Raw genomic sequence first — 20,638 nt, 5'->3', positions numbered from 1 at the left:
CCGCCATGTCCGAGCATTTTTCTCGCGCTGATTCCTTGCCGCCTGCCGCCGGATCAGCCGTTGCCCTCCTCCCCGCCACGCCGCCGGCCCGCTACCCGGCCGCCTATCTTGCGCTCGATGCGCACTGGCGCGTGGTGTATGCGGACGACGCTGCGCGGGCGCTGCTGGGCTCATCGCCGGGGTCGGGCGAAGCGACGGCGGGTGCCGTGCTGTGGCAGGTCTGGCCGGCACTGGCGGGCAGCCTGCTGGAAGAGGCCCTGCGCGCCACCCTGGCCGATGGCCAGAGCCGCCAGTGCCTCTACACCCCCGCCGGGCAGACGCAATCGTATGAGGTAATCTGCACGCCGCAGGCGCAGGGCGTGGCGGTCAGCCTGCGGGCCGGACGGCGCGAGTCCCTGCAGGTCCACCAGCAACGCGCCGACCGCAAGCTGCACGAGAGCGAGACGCGCTTCCGCCTCATGACCGGCGCGATTCCCCAGATCGTCTGGATCACCAATGACGCAGGCGTGCTGGAATTCATCAATGACCAGTGGCACCAGTACACCGGAGAGGCGCTGCACGAAGGGCTGGCCAGCCTCGGCACCATGATCGCGCGCCACATCCATCCCGAGGACCGGGCGGACACCATGGCGGCCTGGCAACACGCACGCAGCGCCGGCCTGGAAGTCGCCATCGAACACCGCATCGCTGATGCCCGCGGGCAATACCGCTGGTTCCTCACGCGCGGCAAACCGCAGCTGGAGGCCGGGAGCGGGCGTATCCTGCACTGGTACGGCACCTCCACCGACATCCATGTGCAGAAGGAAGCCATCGCCGAACTGGCCTGCCTCACGCGTGAGTCCGAACGACGACGGCGCTTCTATGAATCCTTCCTCTCCACCACGCCCGACCTGGCCTATGCGTGGGATCTCAATCACCGTTTCACCTACGCCAATCGCGTCTTGCTGCAGATGTGGGGCAAGACCTGGGATGAAGCCATCGGCAAGAACTGCCTGGAGCTCGGCTACGAGCCCTGGCACGCCGAGATGCACAGCCGCGAGATCGAACAGGTGCGTGCCACCAAGCGCCCGGTGCGGGGCGACGTCCCCTTCAACGGGACCTTCGGCCGCCGCATCTATGACTACATCATCTTCCCCGTGCTCGGGCCTGACGGCGAGGTCGAGGCCGTGGCCGGCACCACCCGCGACGTGACCGAGCGCAAGAACAGCGAGGCGCGTCAGCACGCCCTGTTCCGGCTGGCCGAAGCGATTCGCTCGGCCGGCTCCCTGGGCGACATCGCCAGCGCCGCCGCCCAGATCATCGGCGATGCGCTGACCGCACGCTGGGTCAGCTACAAATCGCTGGGGCCTGCGCAGCAGGTCGAGGAACTGGGCCAATGGAGCTTCCACCAGGACGACAGCGCCGTCGCCGCCCTGGCCTTGCATGACGAGCGACGCGTCGCGCAGACCGTGCGCAGCGGCAGCGTGATGCTGGTCGCTGACGTCGGCACTGATGCGCGCACCGCCGCGCTGCGGCAGGAGCATCTGGCCTGCGGAGTGGCGTCGTACATGGACGTGCCGCTGCTCGACCACGAAAAACTGGTCGGCATCGTTCATGTCAGCAGCAACGTGCCGCGCACCTGGACCGACAACGAGCTGGCCATCGTGCGCGAAGTCAGCGAACAGACCCGCGCCGCCTTCGAACGCATCCGCAACCAGCAGGCGCTGGCGGCCAGCGAAGCGCGCCTGCGCGAAATCAACGAGTCGCTGGAAGCGGAGGTCAGCGCCCGTACCAAAGAATTGATGGCTACCGAGGAGGCGCTGCGCCACTCGCAGAAGATCGAAGCCATCGGCCAGTTGACCGGCGGACTCGCGCATGATTTCAACAACCTGCTCGGCGGCATCACCGGCAGCCTCGACCTGATGCGCGTACGCCTGGTCCAGGGACGCGGCGACGAGCTGTTCCGCTACATCGACCTGGCCGCGCGCAGCGCGCAACGGGCCGCCTCGCTCACGCAGCGGCTGCTGGCCTTTGCGCGGCGGCAGACGCTGGATCCGCGTCCCACCAACGTCAACGCCCTGATCGGCGGCATGGAAGAACTGATCCGCCGCACCATCGGCCCGGCCATCACGCTGGAGGTTGTCACGGCCGTTTCCCTGTGGCCGACCTTCGTCGATGGTCCGCAACTGGAAAGCGCGCTGCTCAACCTGTGCATCAATGCCCGAGATGCCATGCCCGACGGTGGACGCCTGACCATCGAGACTGCCAACAAGTGGCTGGATGAAAAATGGGCGCAGGAGCGCGATTTGCCGGCGGGCCAGTATGTCTGCGTCTCGGTGACCGATAACGGCAGCGGCATGCCGCCGGATGTGCTGGCGCGCGCCTTCGATCCTTTCTTCACCACCAAGCCGATCGGTGAAGGCACCGGCCTGGGCCTGTCGATGGTCTATGGCTTCGCGCGCCAGTCCGGTGGCCAGGTGCGCCTCTATTCGGAAGTCGGACAAGGCAGCACGGTCTCGATCTACCTGCCCCGCCACCAGCAGAATGCGGACACCGAGGAAGCCGAACCGGCCCTGGCCCCGGCGGCCGCCGGCAGTGGCGAAGTGGTGCTGGTGGTGGACGACGAAGCCCCGATCCGCCTGCTGGTGGCCGAGGTGCTCAACGAGGCCGGCTACGTCACCCTGCAGGCGGAGGATGGCCCGTCGGCGCTGCGCATCCTGCACTCGGCGGCGCGCATCGACCTGCTCATCACCGATGTCGGCCTGCCGGGCGGACTCAATGGCCGCCAGGTGGCCGATGCAGCGCGGGCGGCACGGCCCGGATTGCAGGTGCTCTTCATCACCGGCTATGCGGAAAACGCCGCCGTCGGCAATGGCCACCTGCCCGCCGGCATGCAGTTGATGACCAAGCCGTTCAAGATGGACACGCTGGCACGGCGGGTGCAGGACATCCTGGAAAGCCGCACCAAGGCCGAGCAATTACCAAACAATATAAATAATTATGAATGATTAATCGTTGCGATCGCTCGGACCATTCTCATCGTTCTCATCGTTCTCATTGCCCTGACCGCTCGCCTGCGGCGATGCTTGTGCAAACGCACCCAAGCGCCACGATACGTTATGCGCCGCCGCCCGCAGCAGGCGTGCCACCACGCCGTCGGCTGCGGTATCGAAACTGCCGCTGCTGCCCATGACGGCCATCACCAGCGCCAGTTGTCCGGCGTGATTGAAAACCGGCGCGGCCAGCGTATGGATGCCCGGCACCGGGCGGCCCAGTGCCTGGTCCAGGGACAGTGTGCGAATCTGCCGCAGGCGCTCGGCGTAGTCATGCCGCAGGCTGCCGTCTGGATGGCTGACGCTGTCGGGCTGGGCCCCTTCCATGCGGATCGGGTCCATCGCCAGCGCACCGGCCAGCATGTCCGGCGGCAAGTGCGCCGCGCACACGCGCCCGATGGCGGTGTGCACCATCGACAGCACCGTACCGATGCGCAGGCTCACATGCTGCGGCCGTGACGATTCCTCCAGCCGCACCACCGTCGGTCCCAGCGGACCAAACACCGCCAGCGCGACTGACAGGCCGGTGGCCTGCACCAGGGTAGCCACTTCGGCCTCGGCTTCGCGCAAGGGCGAGAGGCGCTGCAGCGCCGCCAATCCGAGGTCGAGCGCCAGCGCACCGGGAAAGAAATTGCCCTGCGCGTCGCGCGCCAGCATGCCGATCTTCTGCAGGCTCACCAGATGCGGAAAGGCCTTGGCCGCCGGCATCCCGGCCAGGCGGGCCAGATCGCCCAACGGCAGCGGACGAGCGGCTTGCAGCAAGGCATCGAGCAAGGCACCGGTGCTGTCGAGCGACTGGATGCCACGCTGGCTGCGGGTGCCGTCCTGATCGTTGTCCTCCGGTTCGGCTGCGGAACGGGTGCGCTTCATGCCGCCTCCTCTGCGGCTGCCGAAGCCTCGGCCAGCGTGGCCGCGATGGCATCGATGCAGAGCCGCAACTGGCGCGCCACCGTGCCGCGCCAGCCGGCATCGATCACGCCGCTGGAACCGATCACGGTGACCAGCAGCAGCAACTGCTGCTGTCCATCCAGCAAGGGCATGCACAGACTGGTCACGCCCGGACTGGGCAGGTCGACGGCGCGCTCCATGCCCCGCTTGCGGATGCCATCGAGTTCTTCCTGAAATTGCCTGAAGCGGCTCTTCGGCTGGCCCGGATGCTGCACTTCCCACAACGCGTGCCAGTGCGCGGGCGCAACGAAGGCGCAATAGGTGCGTCCGGTGGCGGTTTCCGACAGGGCCATGACGGTTCCCACATGCAGGTTCACATGCAGCGGTTTGCCGGCATGGGCGTAATGCACGATGGTCGGGCCGGCCGGGGTAGGCAGCGTGATGGCCACGCTCAGGCCAGTCTCCTGGCTCAGCTGCTGCACCTGCGGCAAGGCCAGCCGATAGGCCGGCTCCTGCGCCAGCCGCGCCATGCCCAGGCGCAAGGCCAGCGGGCCGGGTTCGTAGTGGCCATCGCCGGGGGTGCGCTTGATCAGGCCCAGCCGCAGCAGGCTCACCAGATAGGTATGGGCTTGTGCCGAGGACAGCTCGGCGGCAGCTGCCAGCGCCACCAGCGGCAAGGGCTGGCGCGCTGCTGCCAGCGCCTGCAGCAGACGCCCGGCCACTTCCACGCTCTGGATGCCACGTTGTGTCTTGACGGGGGATGCACTCATCCGATGTTTCCAGGTTGACGATTTGCAATGCGGCCAATGTGGCACAACGGTCACGCCAGCGCGCTTCCTGCCCCATGGCACGGGAGCCTGGATTTTAATCCAACTCACGTGCAGCGCAGCACAAACAAGCCTTGGTGCAGAAAACGTCAATTAATCTTCAACAAGCACATTTGCCATTGACTAATCAAATGGCGCTGACTAAGATGCCATCACCCTGCTCACCACAGGCAACAACAACAAGATTTGACCTGCATTGATCCATGACGGGTTGGACGGAGACCTCCCTTGATGGCGCACGCCATGTCCAGCCACGTCTCCAACCCATCGACACTGAACGAGGCAGACATGGCCAAGGCTTTTGCATCCCAGGCGGATCTCGACGCCAAGAAGATCACCTTTGAACGCATCTCGGAAAACGCCTACGCGTACACCGCCGAGGGCGATCCCAACTCCGGCGTCATCATCGGCGACGACAGCGTGATGGTCATCGACACCACCGCCACCCCCGCCATGGCGCAGGATCTGATCGCACGCATCCGCAGCATCACCGAGCTGCCCATCAAGTACGTGGTGCTGACGCACTACCACGCCGTGCGCGTGCTGGGCGCCTCGGCCTACTTCAAGGAGGGCGGCGAGCAGGTCATCGCCAGCCGCGGCACCTACGAGATGATCGTCGAGCGCGGCGAGGCCGACATGAAGTCCGAGATCGAACGCTTCCCGCGCCTGTTCGCGGGTGTAGAAACGGTGCCGGGCCTGACCTGGCCGACCATGGTGTTCGAGAAGGAAATGACGATCTTCATGGGCAGCCTCGAAGTGAAGATCGCCCATCTCGGGCCGGGCCACACCAAGGGCGACACGGTGGTGTGGATCCCCGGTCAGAAGGTGCTGTTCTCGGGTGACCTGGTGGAATACGACGCCGCCTGCTACTGCGGCGACGCCCAGCTCGAACCTTGGCCAGCCACGCTCGATGCGCTGGCCGCGCTGCAACCCGAAGCCCTGGTGCCGGGACGCGGACCGGCGCTGCGAGGGCGCGAACAGGTGGCGCAGGGCATCGCCTACACCAAGGATTTCGTGTCCACGCTGCTGCGTGCCGGGCGCGAAGCGGTGGCCGGGAAGATGGGCCTGAAGGAAGCCATGGCCCACACGCGCCAGCTGATGGATCCCAAATTCGGGCAAGTCTTCATCTATGAGCACTGCCTGCCCTTCGATGTCACGCGCGCCTATGACGAGGCGTCCGGCATCCGCCATCCGCGCATCTGGACTGCCGAACGCGACAAGGAAATGTGGGCCGCACTGCAGGCCTGACCCGATTTGCCCGCGCCAGAACACAGAAGAGAAAGGACAGCGAGGAGACACCATGCATTCCACCCCAGCCATCGATTACCAGCAGCAACGTTTCATGTACCAGCCCTGCCTCGAACAAACCCGTCCCGCCGATGCGGCCTTGCATCCGGTGGTGGTGATCGGGGCCGGTCCGGTCGGGCTGGTGACCGCCATCGACCTGGCCCGCCAAGGTATCCGCGTGGTGCTGGTGGACGATGACGACACCGTCTCCACCGGCTCGCGCGCGATCTGCTTTGCCAAGCGTACGCTGGACATCTTCGACCGCATCGGCTGCGGCCAGCGCATGGTGGACAAGGGGGTGGGATGGAACCGGGGCAAGGTCTTCCTGCGCGAGGAGGCCATCTACGAGTTCGATCTCTTGCCCGAATGCGGCCATGCGCGCCCGGCCTTCATCAATCTGCAGCAGTACTACGTGGAAGGCTATCTGCTGGAGCAGGCGCGACAGCACAGCCTGATCGAGCTGCGCTGGAAGAGCCGGGTCAGCGCCATTGCCCAACATGCCGATCACGAGGCGCTGACGGTGGAGACTCCCGAAGGCAGCTATCTGCTCAAGGCGCGCTACGTGGTGGCCGCCGATGGCTCGCGCAGTCCGCTGCGCAAGATGATGGGGCTGGAGAGCGTGGGCCATACCTTCCGCGACCGCTTCCTCATCGCCGACGTCAGGATGGCGGCCCCCTTCCCGGCCGAGCGCTGGTTCTGGTTCGATCCGCCCTTCCATCCCAACCAGTCGGTACTGCTGCATCGCCAGCCCGATGATGTCTGGCGCATCGATTTCCAGCTCGGATGGGATGCCGATCCGGTGCTGGAGAGAACGCCCGAACGCGTGATCCCGCGCGTGCAGGCGCTGCTGGGCAAGGACGCTCAGTTCACCCTGGAATGGGTGAGCGTCTACACTTTCTCCTGCGTGCGCATGGACCGCTTCCGCCATGGCCGGGTGCTGTTCGTGGGCGATGCCGCGCATTGCGTCTCGCCGTTCGGCGCGCGCGGTGCCAACAGCGGCATACAGGATGCCGAGAACCTGGCCTGGAAGCTGGCCTTCGTCCTGCAGGGCAAGGCCCCCGACAGCCTGCTGGACAGCTATGCCAGCGAGCGTGAATTCGCCGCCGACGAAAACCTGCTCAACTCCACCCGCTCCACTGACTTCATCACGCCCAAGAGTGCGGTCAGCCGCTGCTTCCGCGATGCCGTACTGGCGCTGGCGCGCGAGCATGCCTTCGCGCGCAGGCTGGTCAACAGCGGACGTCTCTCGTTGCCGGCCACGCTGCACGGTTCGCCCCTGAGCAGCGCCGACAGCGCGCCTTTCCACGGCGCGATGCAAGCCGGCGCCCCTTGCACCGATGCGCCGGTGCTGACCGACACCATACCCGGCTGGCTGCTGCCGCATCTGGGCGACCAGTTCGTGGCGATGATCTTTGCCCCGCCGGCCTCCCTCTCTGCCGCGCTGCTGCCGGCGCTGGTGCGGCTGACCGAAGGCAGCCTGCCGCTGCGCCTGCTGTTCGTCAGCGGCGCGCAAGCGAGTGCGGAAGACCACACCGTGCTCTCGGCACTGGGAGACGGTGCCGTGCAGGTACAGGACATCGAGGGCCTGGTGGCGCAACGCTACGACGGCCAGCCGCATACCTGCTACCTGATCCGCCCCGACCAGCACGTCTGCGCACGCTGGCGCACGGTCGATGCGGCGGCGCTGGCGCAGGCCCTGCAGCGCGCCACCGGCCGCGTGCCCGCTGCGCAGCCGGCCACGGTGCTGGACGCGGCCTGATCCCTTTGCATGACCTGACAACACTTTCAACAAGGAGACGAGCATGAGCCTCAATACCGCCCCCAACCTGACGCGTCCGGACGACTTCTATGAAGCCCTGATCGAGATGCATCGCGGCCTGGACGACGCCACCAGCCAGGACGTCAATGCCCGCCTGATCCTGCTGCTGGCCAATCACATCGGCGGCCACGAGGTGCTGATCGAAGCCATGCAGCGCGCGCGTGCCGGGGTGGACCCGGCAGCATCGGCTGCGCTGGCCGAAGCAGCCTGAGCGACCCACCTCTTTCATCGACATCCACAAGAGCACCGCCACAGGTGCCTGTTCAACGGAGACTTTCATGATGACCCCATCCCCGGGTGCCGGCACGCTGGCCGCCCCTTCCGCAATCAAGCTGAGCGTGGCGGCCGAAGACGCGATCTATCGCAAGGTCTGGCTGCGCATCATTCCCTTTCTTTTCATCTGCTATGTGGTGTCCTTCCTGGACCGCATCAACATCGGCTTCGCCCAGTTGCAGATGAAGCAGGACCTTGGCTTCAGCGACGCCATGTATGGCCTCGGCGCGGCGGTTTTCTATGTCGGCTATGTCCTGTGCGAGGTGCCCAGCAACATGCTGCTGGCCCGCTTCGGCGCACGCCGCACCTTTTCGCGCATCATGGTGCTGTGGGGCCTGGCGTCGGTGGGCATGATGGCCGTCAGCGACGCGACGCATTTCTATGTCTTGCGCTTCCTGCTCGGCGTATTCGAGGCAGGATTCTTTCCCGGCATCGTGCTGTATCTCAGCTACTGGTTCCCGGCACGCCGCCGCGCGGCGGTGATGGCGATCTTCTTTGCCGGGGTGGCGGTAGCGGGCGTGTTGGGCGGACTGGTCTCGGGCTGGATCATGCGTGACATGGCGGGCGTGATGGGCCTCTATGGCTGGCAGTGGATGTTTGCCATCGAGGGCGCACCGGCGGTGGTACTGGGGGTGCTGGTGATCTTCCTGCTGGCCGACGGACCGGCGCAGGCCACCTGGCTCACGCCGGAAGAACGCAGCTTCCTGCAGAACCGCCAGAGCCAGGAAGCACTGCGCACGCATCACGTGAGCGCCCACTCGCTGACGGCGCTCAAGCAGGCGCTGTCGCATCGGCCGACCTACCTGTTCGCCTTCATCTACTTTGCGCTGACCTGCGGCTCGCTCACGCTGAACTTCTGGATGCCGCTGATGATCCGCGACTTCGGCATCAAGGATGTGGTGCAGGTCTCGCTCTACACCGTGATCCCCAACGCCATCGGCGCCATCGGCCTGATCCTTATCGCGCGCCGCTCGGATCGCCGCAATGAACGTCACGGCCACTTCCTGGTATGTACCACCGGCGGTGCGCTGGCACTGGCGGCGCTGACGCTGCATCCGTCGAGCTTTGCGGTGTCGCTGGGGCTGCTGTCGGTGGCGGCGGTGCTGATCTTTGCGGCCCTGCCGATCTTCTGGTCGCTGCCGCCGGGCCTGCTGCCGTCCCAGACCATCGCGCCCGGGATCGCCTTCATCTCCAGCGTGGGCATCACCAGCGGCATCGTCAGTCCCTGGCTGATCGGCCTGGTCAAGACGCGGACCGGCAATATCGATATCGCGCTGTATATCCTGGCGGGATTGCTGTTGCTCAGCGGCTTGACGATGTGGACGATGATCCCGCGAAAATCTGATAAACACTGAATTCAACGGTACCTACAGCCAGCGGCATGGAACTGAAGATGGAAGCGGCTCAAGCAAAAGCAAGAACCGCTTCCACCTCAGTCAAGTATTGCCTGCAGCCGTGCCAGCGCATCGTCGATGACGAAATCTGGAGCGGTTTCCACTTTCTTTGCGCCACGCGCCTCCAGATCCAGCATGCGAATCTGGTTGACCAGCGCAGCGCCCTGAGTCCTGGTCGCTGCTCCGCTCAAGGTGACGGCAAAACCAGCGTGACGCGCAAAATCTCCTCCCTGAGTAATCGGAGCAATCAGTGCCGTTCCCATGACGTTGAATACTGAGGTCGACAACACCAGAGCCGGTCGATGCTCACCTCTCTGCTCCCTCCCCTCAGTCGGCTCAAGGTTGACGACCACGATATCGCCGCGGTCAAACTTGACGCGCCTTACCATTTTTCCCGTCCCACTGGCTTCAACTTGCGCCAAGCGCCCATGTCTTCGGGTTCGGCCGCATCCAGATCGCATTGAGCTACGAGCTCTTCCAGCGCATAGACGTGCCGCTTGGGCTTGAGCAACGCACCCTCTGGACGGATATCAACGGTCAGCTTGTCACCGAGCTTTACGTTCAGCAGGCTCAGGAATTCAGTCGACAGCCGAACAGCGGCGCTGTTGCCCCATTTCTGAATCGATAGTTCCATAATTTCTCTCCATGATGTAGATACATTGTATAAACCTCCCATTTCAAGTCAATGACCACGTATATACAAAGTATCTACTTTGCAACAACCTGATCGTGGTTCTTTACACGAATCCGGACCTCGATGACATGCTGGTCAAGAAACTGTCAGAATTCCTTGATACAGTGACGCGCCGGTCCCGGGGGCTGACGGATCGGTCATGAATGGATCGTGCACGACCGGTCTCGGCGCGCCTGACCATGCCTTGCCAAGCCAACACCGCCACAACCGCACTTACCGCCAACACCGCCATCCAGCCTCGCCGCCATGACAATGAAGACCACCTCGCCGCAACTGACGGCCTATGAAGAAGTCAAGCCTGGCTTCGGCTGGATCGATGCGCTGGTGCTGGCGGTGCTGTTCGGCCTGCTGTGGAGCGCCCTGCACTTCGGCAAGGGCATGCTGGTGCACTTCGATCCGTCCGACCAGCTCGAAGTCGACAGCTCGCCCGCCATGATCCCCTATTACGCCGGCCGCACGCTGCTGCGCATGTGGATCGCCTTCGCGTTTTCGTTATTCTTCGCCATCGGCACCGGCTACCTGGCCGCCAAGAGCCGCCGCGCGCGTGCCCTGATCCTGCCGGCGCTGGACATCCTGCAATCGGTGCCGGTGCTGGGCTTCCTCTCGGCCACCGTGGCCGGCTTCATGGCACTGTTCCCGGGCAGCCTGATGGGCGTGGAATGCGCGGCCATCTTCGCCATCTTCACCGGCCAGGTGTGGAACATGGCCTTCGGCTTCTATCACTCCATGGTCACCATCCCGACCGACATGCAGGAAGCCGCTTCCACCTACCGCCTCACCGCGTGGCAACGCTTCCGCACGGTCGAGCTGCCGGCTTCGGCGCACAGCCTGATCTGGAACTCGATGATGTCCTTCGGCGGCGGCTGGTTCTTCGTCGCGCAGAGCGAAGCCATCAGCGTCATGAACAAGGACCTGAAGCTGCCCGGCCTCGGTTCCTACATGGCACAGGCCATCGACCAGGGCGACCATACGGCGGCACTGTGGGCGGTCATCGCCATGCTGGCGCTGATCCTGGTGAGCGACCAGCTGGTCTGGCGGCCGCTGCTGGCCTGGGCCGACAAGTTCAAGATCGAACTGACCGAATCGACCTCGCCGCCGACCTCGTGGGTGTATGACCTGCTGCGCGGCTCCTACGTCTTTACCTGGCTTGATGAAAAACTGTGGCTGCCGCTGGGCGACTGGCTGGCGCGCCGTCGTCCGGCCACCTCGGCCGCGCCCACGCCGGCCCGCATCACCCGTGAGCGCTGGACCAAGCGCGTCATCACCGGCGCGATCTGCGGCCTGCTGATCTTCGAAGCCCTGCGCGGACTGGTGGCCGCCATCGATGCCTTGCACGGGGCCATGAGCTGGAGCCTGTTCGGCCACATCGTCTGGCTGGGTTTCCTGACCATGCTGCGGGTGCTGGCCATGACCGTGATTGCCACCCTGATCTGGACCCCGGTGGGCGTGTGGATCGGCTCCAAGCCGCACATCGCCCGCTTCGCCCAGCCGCTGGCGCAGATCGGCGCGTCCTTCCCGGTCAACATGACCTTCCCGCTGGTGGTGGGCTGGTTCGTGGCCGCCAACGTCAGCATGAACTGGGGCAGCATCCTGTTGATCGCCATGGGCACGCAGTGGTACATCCTCTTCAACGTCATCGCCGGTGCCATGGCCATTCCCAATGACCTGAAGGAAGCCGCCCGCATGTATGGCCTGTCGCGCTGGAATTTGTGGAAGACCCTGATCCTGCCGGCCATCTTCCCGTTCTGGGTGACCGGTGCCTGTACCGCCGCCGGTGGCGCATGGAATGCCTCCATCGTGGCCGAGCTGGCCAGCTGGGGCGATGTCTCGCTCAAGGCCGATGGCCTGGGTGCTTATATTTCGGCAGTCACCAAATCCGGTGACACGCCCCTCATCATCGCCAGCATCGGCGTGATGTCGATGTTCGTCGTGTTGATGAACAAGTTTGTCTGGCGTCGCCTGTATGCCTTCGCCGAACGCCGTTTCCGCCTCGATTGACCTTGAGCCACGCCATGACCATGACTTCTCCGCAACAACGTCCCGCCGTCGCTGAACTGTGCGCCGTCAGCAAATCCTACAACACCGCCGGCGGCCACGAGCTCAAGGTGCTGGACAACATCGACCTGGCCGTGCACGAGGGCGAACTGCTGGCCCTGCTGGGCCAGTCCGGCTCGGGCAAGTCCACCATCCTGCGCTGCCTGACCGGCCTGGTCGAACCCAGCTCGGGCCACACCATGGCCGCCGGCAAGCCGCTCTATGGCGTCAATCGCGATGCCTCGGTGGTGTTCCAGACCTTCGCGCTCTACCCGTGGCTGACGGTGGAACAGAACGTGGCCGTGGGCCTGATGTCGCACAACCCGACCCGCGAGGAACGTGATGCGGCAGTGGACCGCGCCATCGAACTGATCGGCCTGGGCAACTACCACAGCGCCTATCCGCGTGAGCTCTCGGGCGGCATGCGCCAGCGCGTGGGCATTGCGCGCGCGCTGGTGTCCAAGCCCAAACTGCTGTGCCTGGACGAAGCCTTCAGCGCGCTGGACGTGCTGACCGCAGAGAACCTGCGCCAGGAATTGATCAGCCTGTGGCGTGCCCCGGACAGCGGCCTGACCTCCATCTTCATGGTCACCCACAACATCGAGGAAGCGGTGGAAATGGCCACCCGCATCGTGGTGGTGTTCCCGCGTCCGGGCCGCCTGGGCCTGGTGCTGGAGAATCCGCTGCCCTATCCGCGCGACTCCAAGAGCCCGGAATTCCAGCGCCTGGTCAACATCATCCACGAAGCCATCACCACGCTCTCCCTGCCCGACCTGCCGCCGGAAGTACACGTGCCGGGCGAACCGATCTCGCGCGGACGCAAGCGCATGGAATCCATCCCGCTGATCCCGGTGGGCCAGATCCTGGGCCTGATGAGCCTGCTGCACGACGAGCCGGAACTGAACAACATCTACGACATCTCGGACGAGATCGGCAAGGAGTTCGGCGAGACCATCGGCACCGTGAAGGCCGCCGAAATCCTGGAACTGGTGGATACGCCCAAGCAGGAGGTCTACCTGACCGACCTCGGCCGCCGCTTCGTGGCCGCCGACCGCAAGGGACAGCGCGCCATCTTCGCCGAGCAGGTCTACAAGCTGCGCCTGTTCCACATCATCCTGGCGGTGCTGGGCGAAGCGGAAGAAATCGAGGCCGAGCGCGTCTTGAAGGACATCGGCAGCGCCCTGCCCTACGACAATCCCGAAAAGACTTTCGAGACCATGATCGCCTGGGGCCGCTATGCCGGTCTCATGGATTACAACGCCAAGACCGGCATGGTCTTCGTCCCCAAGGACGAAGACGAGGAAGACGGCGGCCAGGGCTGAGGCTCGCTGGGCCGGCAAGCGCCGGCCTGCAGCTGCTTCGCGCAGCCAGTCTCAGTGCAGGGCCGCCAGCGGCGCGCCCTGCAAGCCCGGTGCAGCAGGCGATGCATGGCCACTGCCGGGCATGGTCGAGGCATCCTGGCGGATCTTGAAGATCGACACCACCTTCAGCAAGCCACTGGCCTGTTGCGACAGTGACTGCGCTGCCGCACTGGCTTCTTCCACCAGTGCCGCATTCTGCTGGGTCACCTGATCCATCTGCACGATGGCCGTGTTGATCTGCTCGATGCCGCTGCCCTGTTCCTGGGTCGCGGTGGCGATCTCGTTCATGATCTCGCCGAAGCGCTGCACCGAGGCCACGATGCCGCTCATCTGCTGACCGGCGCTGGCCACCAGTTGCGAGCCAGCGCCAACATGCGCCATCGATTCCCCGATCAGGTCCTTGATCTCCTTGGACGCCACCGCACTGCGCTGCGCCAGCGAGCGCACTTCCGAGGCGACCACCGCAAAGCCGCGCCCCTGCTCACCGGCACGGGCCGCTTCCACCGCTGCGTTGAGGGCGAGGATATTGGTCTGGAAGGCGATGCCTTCAATCACGCCGATGATGTCGGCCATCTTGCCCGAGCTGGCCGAGATCTTGTCCATGGTCGAGACCACGCGATCGAAGGCTTCGCTGCCGGTGGCTGCCGTCTCGGCCGCACCACCCGACAGGCGCAGCGCCTCGGCGGCGTGGCTGGTGTTCTGGCGCACGGTGGTGGTCAGCTCTTCCATGCTGGCGGCGGTTTCTTCCAGCGAGGCGGCTTGTTCTTCGGTACGTTGCGAGAGGTCGAAGTTGCCCTGTGCGATCTGGCCGCTGGCCACCGAAATGGTCTCGGCCGCCGACTTGATGCCGTGTGCGATCACGTTCAACTGGTAACGCATCTGCTCGATGGAAGCCATCAGGCTGGAGCCGTCGCCGTCCCGCAGGCGCACCGTGGCGGTGAGATCGCCCGAGGCAATCTCGCGCGCGATGGCCTGCGCCTCCGACGGCTCGGCTCCCAGCTGGCGCAGGATGCTGCGCGCAATCAGAGCCGAGGCGGCAATACCCACCAGCAGCGCCAGCGCGACGGCGGTCAGCATCACCGTGCGCAGCCAGGCGTAGGTAGTACGTGCATCGGCGGCAGCTTCCTCATTGAGCTGGTCTTCAAAATCGGCCAGCTCGGTAAGCGAATTGATCCAGGCCAGTTGCTTGGGCCGCACTTCGGTGATGAGCACCTTCACGGCATCGGCCGGCTTGTTGTCCAGACCCAGTTGCAGCGCCTTGGCCATCAGCGGCACGGTGGCGGCTTCATCGGCCTTGATCTTCGACAGCAGCTGCTTCTCGCGCTCGGTGGTAGCGGCTTCCGTGCTGAACATCTTGTCGAGCGCAAGCAAGGCATCGGCGTAAATCTTTTCCTGCCGCGCCAATGTCTGCGACTCCACGCGCATGCTTTCCTGATCTTCCAGCAAGGCAATATTGCGAATCGCGATGGCGCGCTGGCTCAATGCATTGCGCAAGACAGTGACCAGTTTGGTTTCCGCATTGTTGATGGCGGTAATGTCGGTGAGCGCATCGTTGATGCGCGACATGCCCACCACGCCGAGTACGGAGATGCCCAGCAGAAACACGAGAATCAGGCCGAAGCCCAACGCCAGCCTGGTCACGACTTTCAACTTGCCCATGGTATTGCCCCCTTTTGCGGTATCCCCCGGCCGATGGAAGGTGAGGCCGGAGAGAGTTTGACGGAGCTTGCCCGGGAAGGACTGCGGGACCTGAACGCTTGAGTGGGCGAGGAGGGATGAAGCGGGACGCTGTTGTGATTGTGGTTCGCCCTGATGCAGTCAGTCCGCCGGCAAGCAGAACCAGTCTATGCTCCTGCCTGCCGTGACAAAGCGAGAATCAGCGAGGATTTATCGGCTCACTAAAAAGTTACCAATTTAGGTACATTTCAGTCACTGATGAGCTCGGCGAGCGTTGACGTTTTCTGCACCATGGCCCGCCAGGCCAGATCAGGCGGGCGATTGCGCCTTGCGACGAAGACGGCTGGCGCTGACCGCAGTCGCCAGCGCCGTGGCCAATACCGCGATCCACAGTGCGAGACGAATCGCCTCGCCATCCTGCGCCGCACTCATGCGCACTTCCCCTTGCGCGACGGCACCGGCGGTGTAAATCGCCAGGACCGTGCCCAGCAAGGCAGCGCCCAGGCACTGGCCGAAGGTGCGCATGATGGCCAGCACGCCGGAGGCATTGCCGCTGCGTTCGCGGGCAACGTTGGACAACATCTCGCGATTGTTGGGACTCTGGAAGAAACCGAAGCCCATGCCGCACACCAGCGCGCGCCAGCCGATGTCCCAGGCCTGGGCATGATCGGGCAGCAGCGCCAGCAAAGCCAGGCCGACCGTAAAGAGCGCCAGGCCCAGGCTCGACAGCAGCGCGGGTGAATGACGGTCCGCCAGTTTGCCCGCATGCGGCGCCACCAGCACGATGCCCAGCGGCCAGGGTGTGAACAGCGCCGCCGATTCAAACGCGGTATAGCCATAGCCGTTCTGGAACAGGAAGGGCAAGGCCACGAAGGCGATGCCCTGCCCCACGAAGGACGCCAGCGAGGTCAGTGCGGCCAGCGAGAAACGCGCATTGGCAAAGATGTCCAGCGGCAACAGGGGCTCCGGCACACGGCGCTGCCCGCGCACGAACGCGGCTCCGGCCAGCAGCGCCACCAGCGCGTAGGCTGCCGCCTCCAGCATGGCATGCGTGCCCTGCCCCGGTTCGGCAAAGCGCGCACAGGTATCGGCGGCCATGATGATGGCACCCATGGCCAGCGCCGACCACAGCGCACCGGCCACGTCGAAGGGTGACTGGGCCGGTTTGCGTGTTTCCGGAATGGCACTCCAGGACAGCAGCACGGCGACGATGCCCAGCGGCACGTTGATGAGGAAGATCCACTCCCAGCCCAGCGCGGCCAGCAAGGTGCCGCCCAGTACCGGACCGACGGCGGTGCTGGCGGCCACCAGCACGGCATTCAAGCCAAGGATGCGGCCCAGCAGGCGGTTGGGAAAGACGGTGCGATGGATGGCCGGCGCGATGCTCAGCATGGCCGCGCCGCCCAGCCCTTGTAGCACGCGCATGGCGATGAGCAGATCCACTGAGCGCGACAGGGCGCAGCCCAGCGACGCCAGCGTAAACACGGCGAGCCCGGCCGTGAACTGGGTACGAAAGCCCAGCCGTGAGGACAGGGCCGCAAACGCGGCCAGCGTCATCGCGGTGGCCAGCAGGTAGGCGTTGGCCACCCACACGGAAGCCGCCGCCGAAGTCTGCAGGGCCAGGCTGATCTGCGGCAGGGCGACGTTGATGATGGTGCCGTCGAACACGGCCATGGTGGTGGCCATCATAACAGCCAGCATGGCGCGGCGGCGCTGCACGCCCGGCAGGCCTTCGTCGCCGGGCAGGTCGGTAAAGAGTGACATGGGGATCGCTTGGGAAGATCGAATCAGGTCTTCAATATAGCCAGCCGCGAGACAAGGCGGAAGACGCATGGCTTGCATTGGATCATTGCACGGGACGCCATGTCAGCCCTCGCATGCTAGGATGCCCCCATGCCCGATACCGACCTCAACCTCCTGATCGCCCTGGATGCCCTCATCGCCGAAGCCAGCGTGGCCGGGGCAGCGCGCCGCCTGGGCCTGAGCGCCTCGGCCATGAGCCGCACCCTGACGCGCCTGCGCCAGGCGACCGGCGACCAGTTGCTGGTGCGGGCCGGGCGGCAGATGGTCCTGACACCCTGCGCGGAAGCGCTGCAGGAGCGTGTGCGCAACGTGGTCCATGAAGCGCGCTCGGTGTTGCGTCCGTCGGTACCGGAACTGGATGTGGCGCGGCTGGAGCGCGACTTCACCATCCGCGCCAACGAGGGCTTCATCGAAGCCTGTGGTGCCGCGCTCATCCGTGCCGTCACCCGCGAAGCGCCGCTGGTGCGCCTGCGCTTCGCGCCCAAGGTGGAGCGCAGTCCGCTGCCCCTGCGTGAAGGCAGTGCCGATCTCGAAATCGGCGTGGCCAGCGAGATGGGACCGGAGGTGCGCCTGCAGACCCTGTTCCGTGACCGCTTCGTGGGCGCAGTCCGGGTGGGGCATCCGCTGGCGGCCCTGCGGCGCGTGAGTGCCGAGCGCTATTGCGCCTATGAACACGTGAGCGCTTCGCCGCGCGGCGACCGCGCCAGTCCGCTCGATGCCGCGCTGGCCGAGCGCGGTCTGGTGCGCAAGGTGGTGGCGGTGGTGCCGAGCTTTCCCGGTGCGCTGTCGGTGGTGCGCAACTCCGACCTGGTGGCCATGGTGCCCCGCTCCTTCCTGACCACGGCCGGCGCACCGCGCAAGGATGGCAGCGCGTCCGGCATCCATCTGTTCGAATTGCCGATCGCGACCGCTCCCATCATCGTCTCGCTGATGTGGCATCCGCGCGTGGAGCTGGACCCGGCACATCGCTGGCTGCGCGACAAGGTGCGCGCGGTCTGTGCCGGGCTGGCGCAGCACGGTGCGGGTGCCAAAGGCCGTCCCGGCTGAACCCTTTTCCTGAAAGCATTCCATGCAACTGCAAGGCATTCATCATGTGGCCGTCATCTGTTCCGACTATGCCGTCTCCAAGGCCTTCTATGTGGACCTGCTGGGTCTGCGCGTGATCGCCGAACATTACCGCCAGGCGCGCGATTCCTGGAAGCTGGACCTGGGCCTGCCCGATGGCAGCCAGATCGAGCTGTTCTCCTTCCCTGCACCACCGGCCCGTCCTTCGCGCCCCGAGGCCTGCGGTCTGCGCCATCTCTCCTTTGCCGTGGCCGACGTGGCTGCCAGCAAGGCTGAGCTGGAGGCCAGTGGCGTGGTGGTGGAAGACATCCGCGTGGATGAATACACGGGCCGGCGCTTCACCTTCTTCGCCGATCCGGATGGGCTGCCACTGGAACTGTATGAAGTGATCCGCTGAACTGGCCCGTCCGCAAGCCGCGCCACAGCTGAGCTTGCGCGGCATGGTGCAGAAAACGTCAAGCCGCCATGCGCGCAGCGCAAGGGCAACGGCTATACTCGCGCTGCATTCCTGACCGGCCTGCCTTCCTGCCCACATCCACGCCATGCAAAACCTCAAGACTTCCGCCTTCTCGCGCCTGAGCTCCACTACCCTGCTGGGGGCTGCCGTGGTGCTGGGCATGCTCTACTTCGGCCGCGACATCCTGGCTCCGCTGGCCGTAGCCGGCATCGCCAGCCTGATCATCCTGCCGCTGGTGAGGAAACTCGATGCCCTGGGCCTGAACCGGGCGGCGGCGGCCATGGTCTCGGTGCTGCTGGTCGGTGGCTGCCTGGTGGCACTGGCGGTGGTGCTGACCTTCCAGCTGGTGAGCGTGACCAGCGACCTGCCGCAATATCGCGAAGGTATCCAGGACAAGGTGGAAAGCGTGCGCGCCATGGCCGAGCGCCCCTTCGCCAGGCTGGAAGCCGAACTGAGCGCGGTAATCCCGCAGCCGGTTCCGGAGAGTGCGCGCAGCGGCAAGAAAAACAGCCGGACCGCAGCCGCCGCCGCTGCAGCGGCGGCCACGCCCGAAGCCGATACCCGCATGTCGGTGCGCGGTGCCTTGCGGCGGCTGTTTGCGCTGGCCTGGGGGCCGATCGGCCAGGCCGGCATCGTGCTGGTGCTGCTGGTATTCATCCTGCTGGAACAGGAGTCCCTGCGCGAACGCCTGATCCGCCTGGCCGGGCTGACCGAGATGAGCCGCACCATGCAGGCGCTGGGCGATGCCGCCGAGGGCGTGTCGCGTTTCTTCTTTTCGCAGTTCGTGGTCAACCTGGTGTTCGGACTCATCATGGGCGCGGTGCTGGCCGCCGGCGGCGTGCCGCATGCGGTGCTGTGGGGGGCGCTGGCCGGGGTGCTGCGTTTCGTTCCTTACCTGGGCGCGCTGGCGTCCGGACTGATGATTTCGGTCTTCATCGCCGCCATTGATCCGGGCTGGTGGCTGGCGCTGTCCTTCCTGGCCTTCTACGTGGGGCTGGAAGTGATCGTGGCCAACTTCATCGAGCCGCGCGTGTATGGTCACAGCTCCGGTCTCTCTCCGCTGGCGGTGATCGTCTCGGCGCTGTTCTGGGGCACGCTGTGGGGCCCCATCGGCTTGCTGCTTTCCACCCCGTTGACGCTGTGCCTGGTGGTGGCCGGACGCCACGTGGCCGCACTCGAACCGATCACCATCCTGCTGGGCGAAGCGCCCGACATGACTCACGCGGAGCGCTTCTACCAGCGCGCCCTGGCCGGTGAATCCGAGGCCATCATCCGTGATGCACGCGGCCATCTTCAGAAGCAGAGCTTCGCCAAGTATTGCGACCAGATCCTGCTGCCGGGCCTGGCCTTGGCGGCATTGGACCTGCGCCATGGCCGCATCGAGGGTGCGCAGCAAGAACGGCTGCTGCATTCGGTGTCGCAACTCACCGAAGTGCTCACGCAGAGCCCGGGGGCGCCACGCAGCCTGCGTCGCCGGCGCGAAGTGCCGCTGCTCAACAGCGGCGTGGGCGCGCACCTGCGCGAACTGCGTCAGGCGCGGCTGGGCCGCTGGCAGGGGTCGCTGGATGTACCGCAGGGTTCGGTGGTGCTGTGCGGCGGCTTGCGCGGGGAGCGCGATGACCTGCTCTCCGAACTGCTGGTGCATGCACTGCGCGTGACCGGCATCGATGCCCGCAGCATCACGCTGGACCAGCCGGAGGAAGAACAGCCAGATACCAGCAAGGCGGAACTGGTATCCATCGTATTCCTGGTCTATCCGGTGCGCGAGAAGCTGGAGGCGTGGATGGCGGTGGTGCATGACCTGCGCGAGAACCTGCCGCATGCGCTGCTGGTCACCATCCGCCCCTCATTCTTCAATGAAGAGGTAGAGGCCACGACCGTGAAAGAACAGGTGGACATGGTGCTGTCGTCCTTCGAAGAAGGGCTGGCGTTTGCGTCTACGCATATGCGGCCGGCGATCAAGGCGTAAGCCCGCGCAACCTCAATGCGCAGGAGAAAAAAAACCGCCCGGCTCGCACCGGGCGGTT

16 protein-coding genes are annotated in these 20,638 nt (G+C 65.3%); 10 read left to right on the top strand and 6 right to left on the bottom strand.

The genetic code is table 11. The features are described from left to right. Positions 1-5: 5 nt before the first annotated feature. The gene (locus J2X56_RS20520; RefSeq protein ID WP_310162183.1) at positions 6-2,987 is read left to right on the top strand and encodes a PAS domain-containing protein; all 2,982 of its coding nucleotides are present in this window, start codon (positions 6-8) and stop codon (positions 2,985-2,987) included. Here the strand turns inward: J2X56_RS20520 and J2X56_RS20515 are convergent, their stop codons facing one another. Continuing rightward, a complete protein-coding gene (locus tag J2X56_RS20515; protein WP_204726101.1) occupies positions 2,988-3,902 on the bottom strand; it encodes an IclR family transcriptional regulator in 915 nt (304 codons plus the stop codon). It abuts the gene before it with no gap. Then, positions 3,899-4,690, bottom strand: a complete 792-nt coding sequence (locus J2X56_RS20510; RefSeq protein ID WP_134135559.1) for an IclR family transcriptional regulator — start codon at positions 4,688-4,690, stop codon at positions 3,899-3,901. Before J2X56_RS20510 ends, J2X56_RS20515 begins: the two co-directional genes overlap by 4 nt. 345 nt (positions 4,691-5,035) lie before the next feature. On the opposite strand from J2X56_RS20510, the gene J2X56_RS20505 reads away from it, so the two are divergent. From J2X56_RS20505 to J2X56_RS20490, 4 genes are all read left to right on the top strand, one after another. Next, complete coding sequence (locus tag J2X56_RS20505; RefSeq protein ID WP_134135777.1) at positions 5,036-5,995, top strand: MBL fold metallo-hydrolase; 960 nt, start codon at positions 5,036-5,038, stop codon at positions 5,993-5,995. Positions 5,996-6,047: 52 nt separating this feature from the next. Then, positions 6,048-7,793, top strand: coding sequence for an FAD-dependent oxidoreductase (locus J2X56_RS20500; RefSeq protein WP_310162173.1), 1,746 nt, complete (start codon positions 6,048-6,050; stop codon positions 7,791-7,793). A 43-nt stretch (positions 7,794-7,836) separates the two neighbouring features. After that, positions 7,837-8,064 carry a DUF2783 domain-containing protein gene (locus J2X56_RS20495; RefSeq protein WP_121042872.1) on the top strand — a complete coding sequence of 76 codons (228 nt, stop codon included), beginning with the start codon at positions 7,837-7,839 and terminating at the stop codon, positions 8,062-8,064. Between the two features lie 67 nt (positions 8,065-8,131). Further along, positions 8,132-9,481: an MFS transporter gene (locus J2X56_RS20490; RefSeq protein WP_204726102.1), complete on the top strand. Its 1,350-nt coding sequence runs from the start codon at positions 8,132-8,134 to the stop codon at positions 9,479-9,481. 77 nt (positions 9,482-9,558) lie between these two features. Here J2X56_RS20490 and J2X56_RS20485 read toward each other — a convergent pair whose 3' ends face one another. Together J2X56_RS20485 and J2X56_RS20480 are read right to left on the bottom strand one after the other, a co-directional pair. Further along, positions 9,559-9,909 carry a type II toxin-antitoxin system ChpB family toxin gene (locus J2X56_RS20485; protein WP_204726103.1) on the bottom strand — a complete coding sequence of 117 codons (351 nt, stop codon included), beginning with the start codon at positions 9,907-9,909 and terminating at the stop codon, positions 9,559-9,561. Next, positions 9,903-10,154, bottom strand: coding sequence for an AbrB/MazE/SpoVT family DNA-binding domain-containing protein (locus J2X56_RS20480; protein ID WP_204726104.1), 252 nt, complete (start codon positions 10,152-10,154; stop codon positions 9,903-9,905). Before J2X56_RS20480 ends, J2X56_RS20485 begins: the two co-directional genes overlap by 7 nt. A gap of 312 nt (positions 10,155-10,466) precedes the next feature. Here J2X56_RS20480 and J2X56_RS20475 point away from each other — a divergent pair, with 312 nt between their 5' ends. Both J2X56_RS20475 and J2X56_RS20470 read left to right on the top strand, forming a co-directional pair. Continuing rightward, positions 10,467-12,212: an ABC transporter permease subunit gene (locus J2X56_RS20475; RefSeq protein WP_039789481.1), complete on the top strand. Its 1,746-nt coding sequence runs from the start codon at positions 10,467-10,469 to the stop codon at positions 12,210-12,212. 14 nt (positions 12,213-12,226) lie between these two features. Next, positions 12,227-13,570, top strand: a complete 1,344-nt coding sequence (locus J2X56_RS20470) for a nitrate/sulfonate/bicarbonate ABC transporter ATP-binding protein (RefSeq protein WP_121042868.1) — start codon at positions 12,227-12,229, stop codon at positions 13,568-13,570. A gap of 51 nt (positions 13,571-13,621) precedes the next feature. On the opposite strand, the gene J2X56_RS20465 is transcribed toward J2X56_RS20470, so the two are convergent. Both J2X56_RS20465 and J2X56_RS20460 read right to left on the bottom strand, forming a co-directional pair. Further along, positions 13,622-15,268 carry a methyl-accepting chemotaxis protein gene (locus tag J2X56_RS20465; protein WP_209579987.1) on the bottom strand — a complete coding sequence of 549 codons (1,647 nt, stop codon included), beginning with the start codon at positions 15,266-15,268 and terminating at the stop codon, positions 13,622-13,624. Positions 15,269-15,595: 327 nt separating this feature from the next. Then, a complete protein-coding gene (locus J2X56_RS20460) occupies positions 15,596-17,050 on the bottom strand; it encodes an MFS transporter (RefSeq protein ID WP_310162163.1) in 1,455 nt (484 codons plus the stop codon). 129 nt (positions 17,051-17,179) lie between these two features. Here J2X56_RS20460 and J2X56_RS20455 point away from each other — a divergent pair, with 129 nt between their 5' ends. The 3 genes from J2X56_RS20455 to J2X56_RS20445 all read left to right on the top strand — a co-directional run bounded on the left by J2X56_RS20455 (position 17,180) and on the right by J2X56_RS20445 (position 20,580). Then, positions 17,180-18,136 (top strand): LysR family transcriptional regulator, encoded by a 957-nt coding sequence (locus J2X56_RS20455; protein ID WP_134135565.1) that lies wholly within the window; start codon positions 17,180-17,182, stop codon positions 18,134-18,136. Between the two features lie 22 nt (positions 18,137-18,158). After that, positions 18,159-18,551 carry a VOC family protein gene (locus J2X56_RS20450; protein ID WP_310162158.1) on the top strand — a complete coding sequence of 131 codons (393 nt, stop codon included), beginning with the start codon at positions 18,159-18,161 and terminating at the stop codon, positions 18,549-18,551. Positions 18,552-18,696: 145 nt separating this feature from the next. Next, positions 18,697-20,580, top strand: a complete 1,884-nt coding sequence (locus J2X56_RS20445) for an AI-2E family transporter (protein WP_121042858.1) — start codon at positions 18,697-18,699, stop codon at positions 20,578-20,580. Positions 20,581-20,638 lie beyond the last annotated feature (58 nt).

The organism is Herbaspirillum sp. 1173, from assembly GCF_031455335.1.
In the GTDB taxonomy this organism is placed as follows: Bacteria; Pseudomonadota; Gammaproteobacteria; order Burkholderiales; family Burkholderiaceae_D; genus Herbaspirillum; species Herbaspirillum huttiense.
The sequence above is the reverse complement of the archived record's forward strand: the minus strand, read 5'-3'. Positions and strand labels throughout refer to the sequence as shown.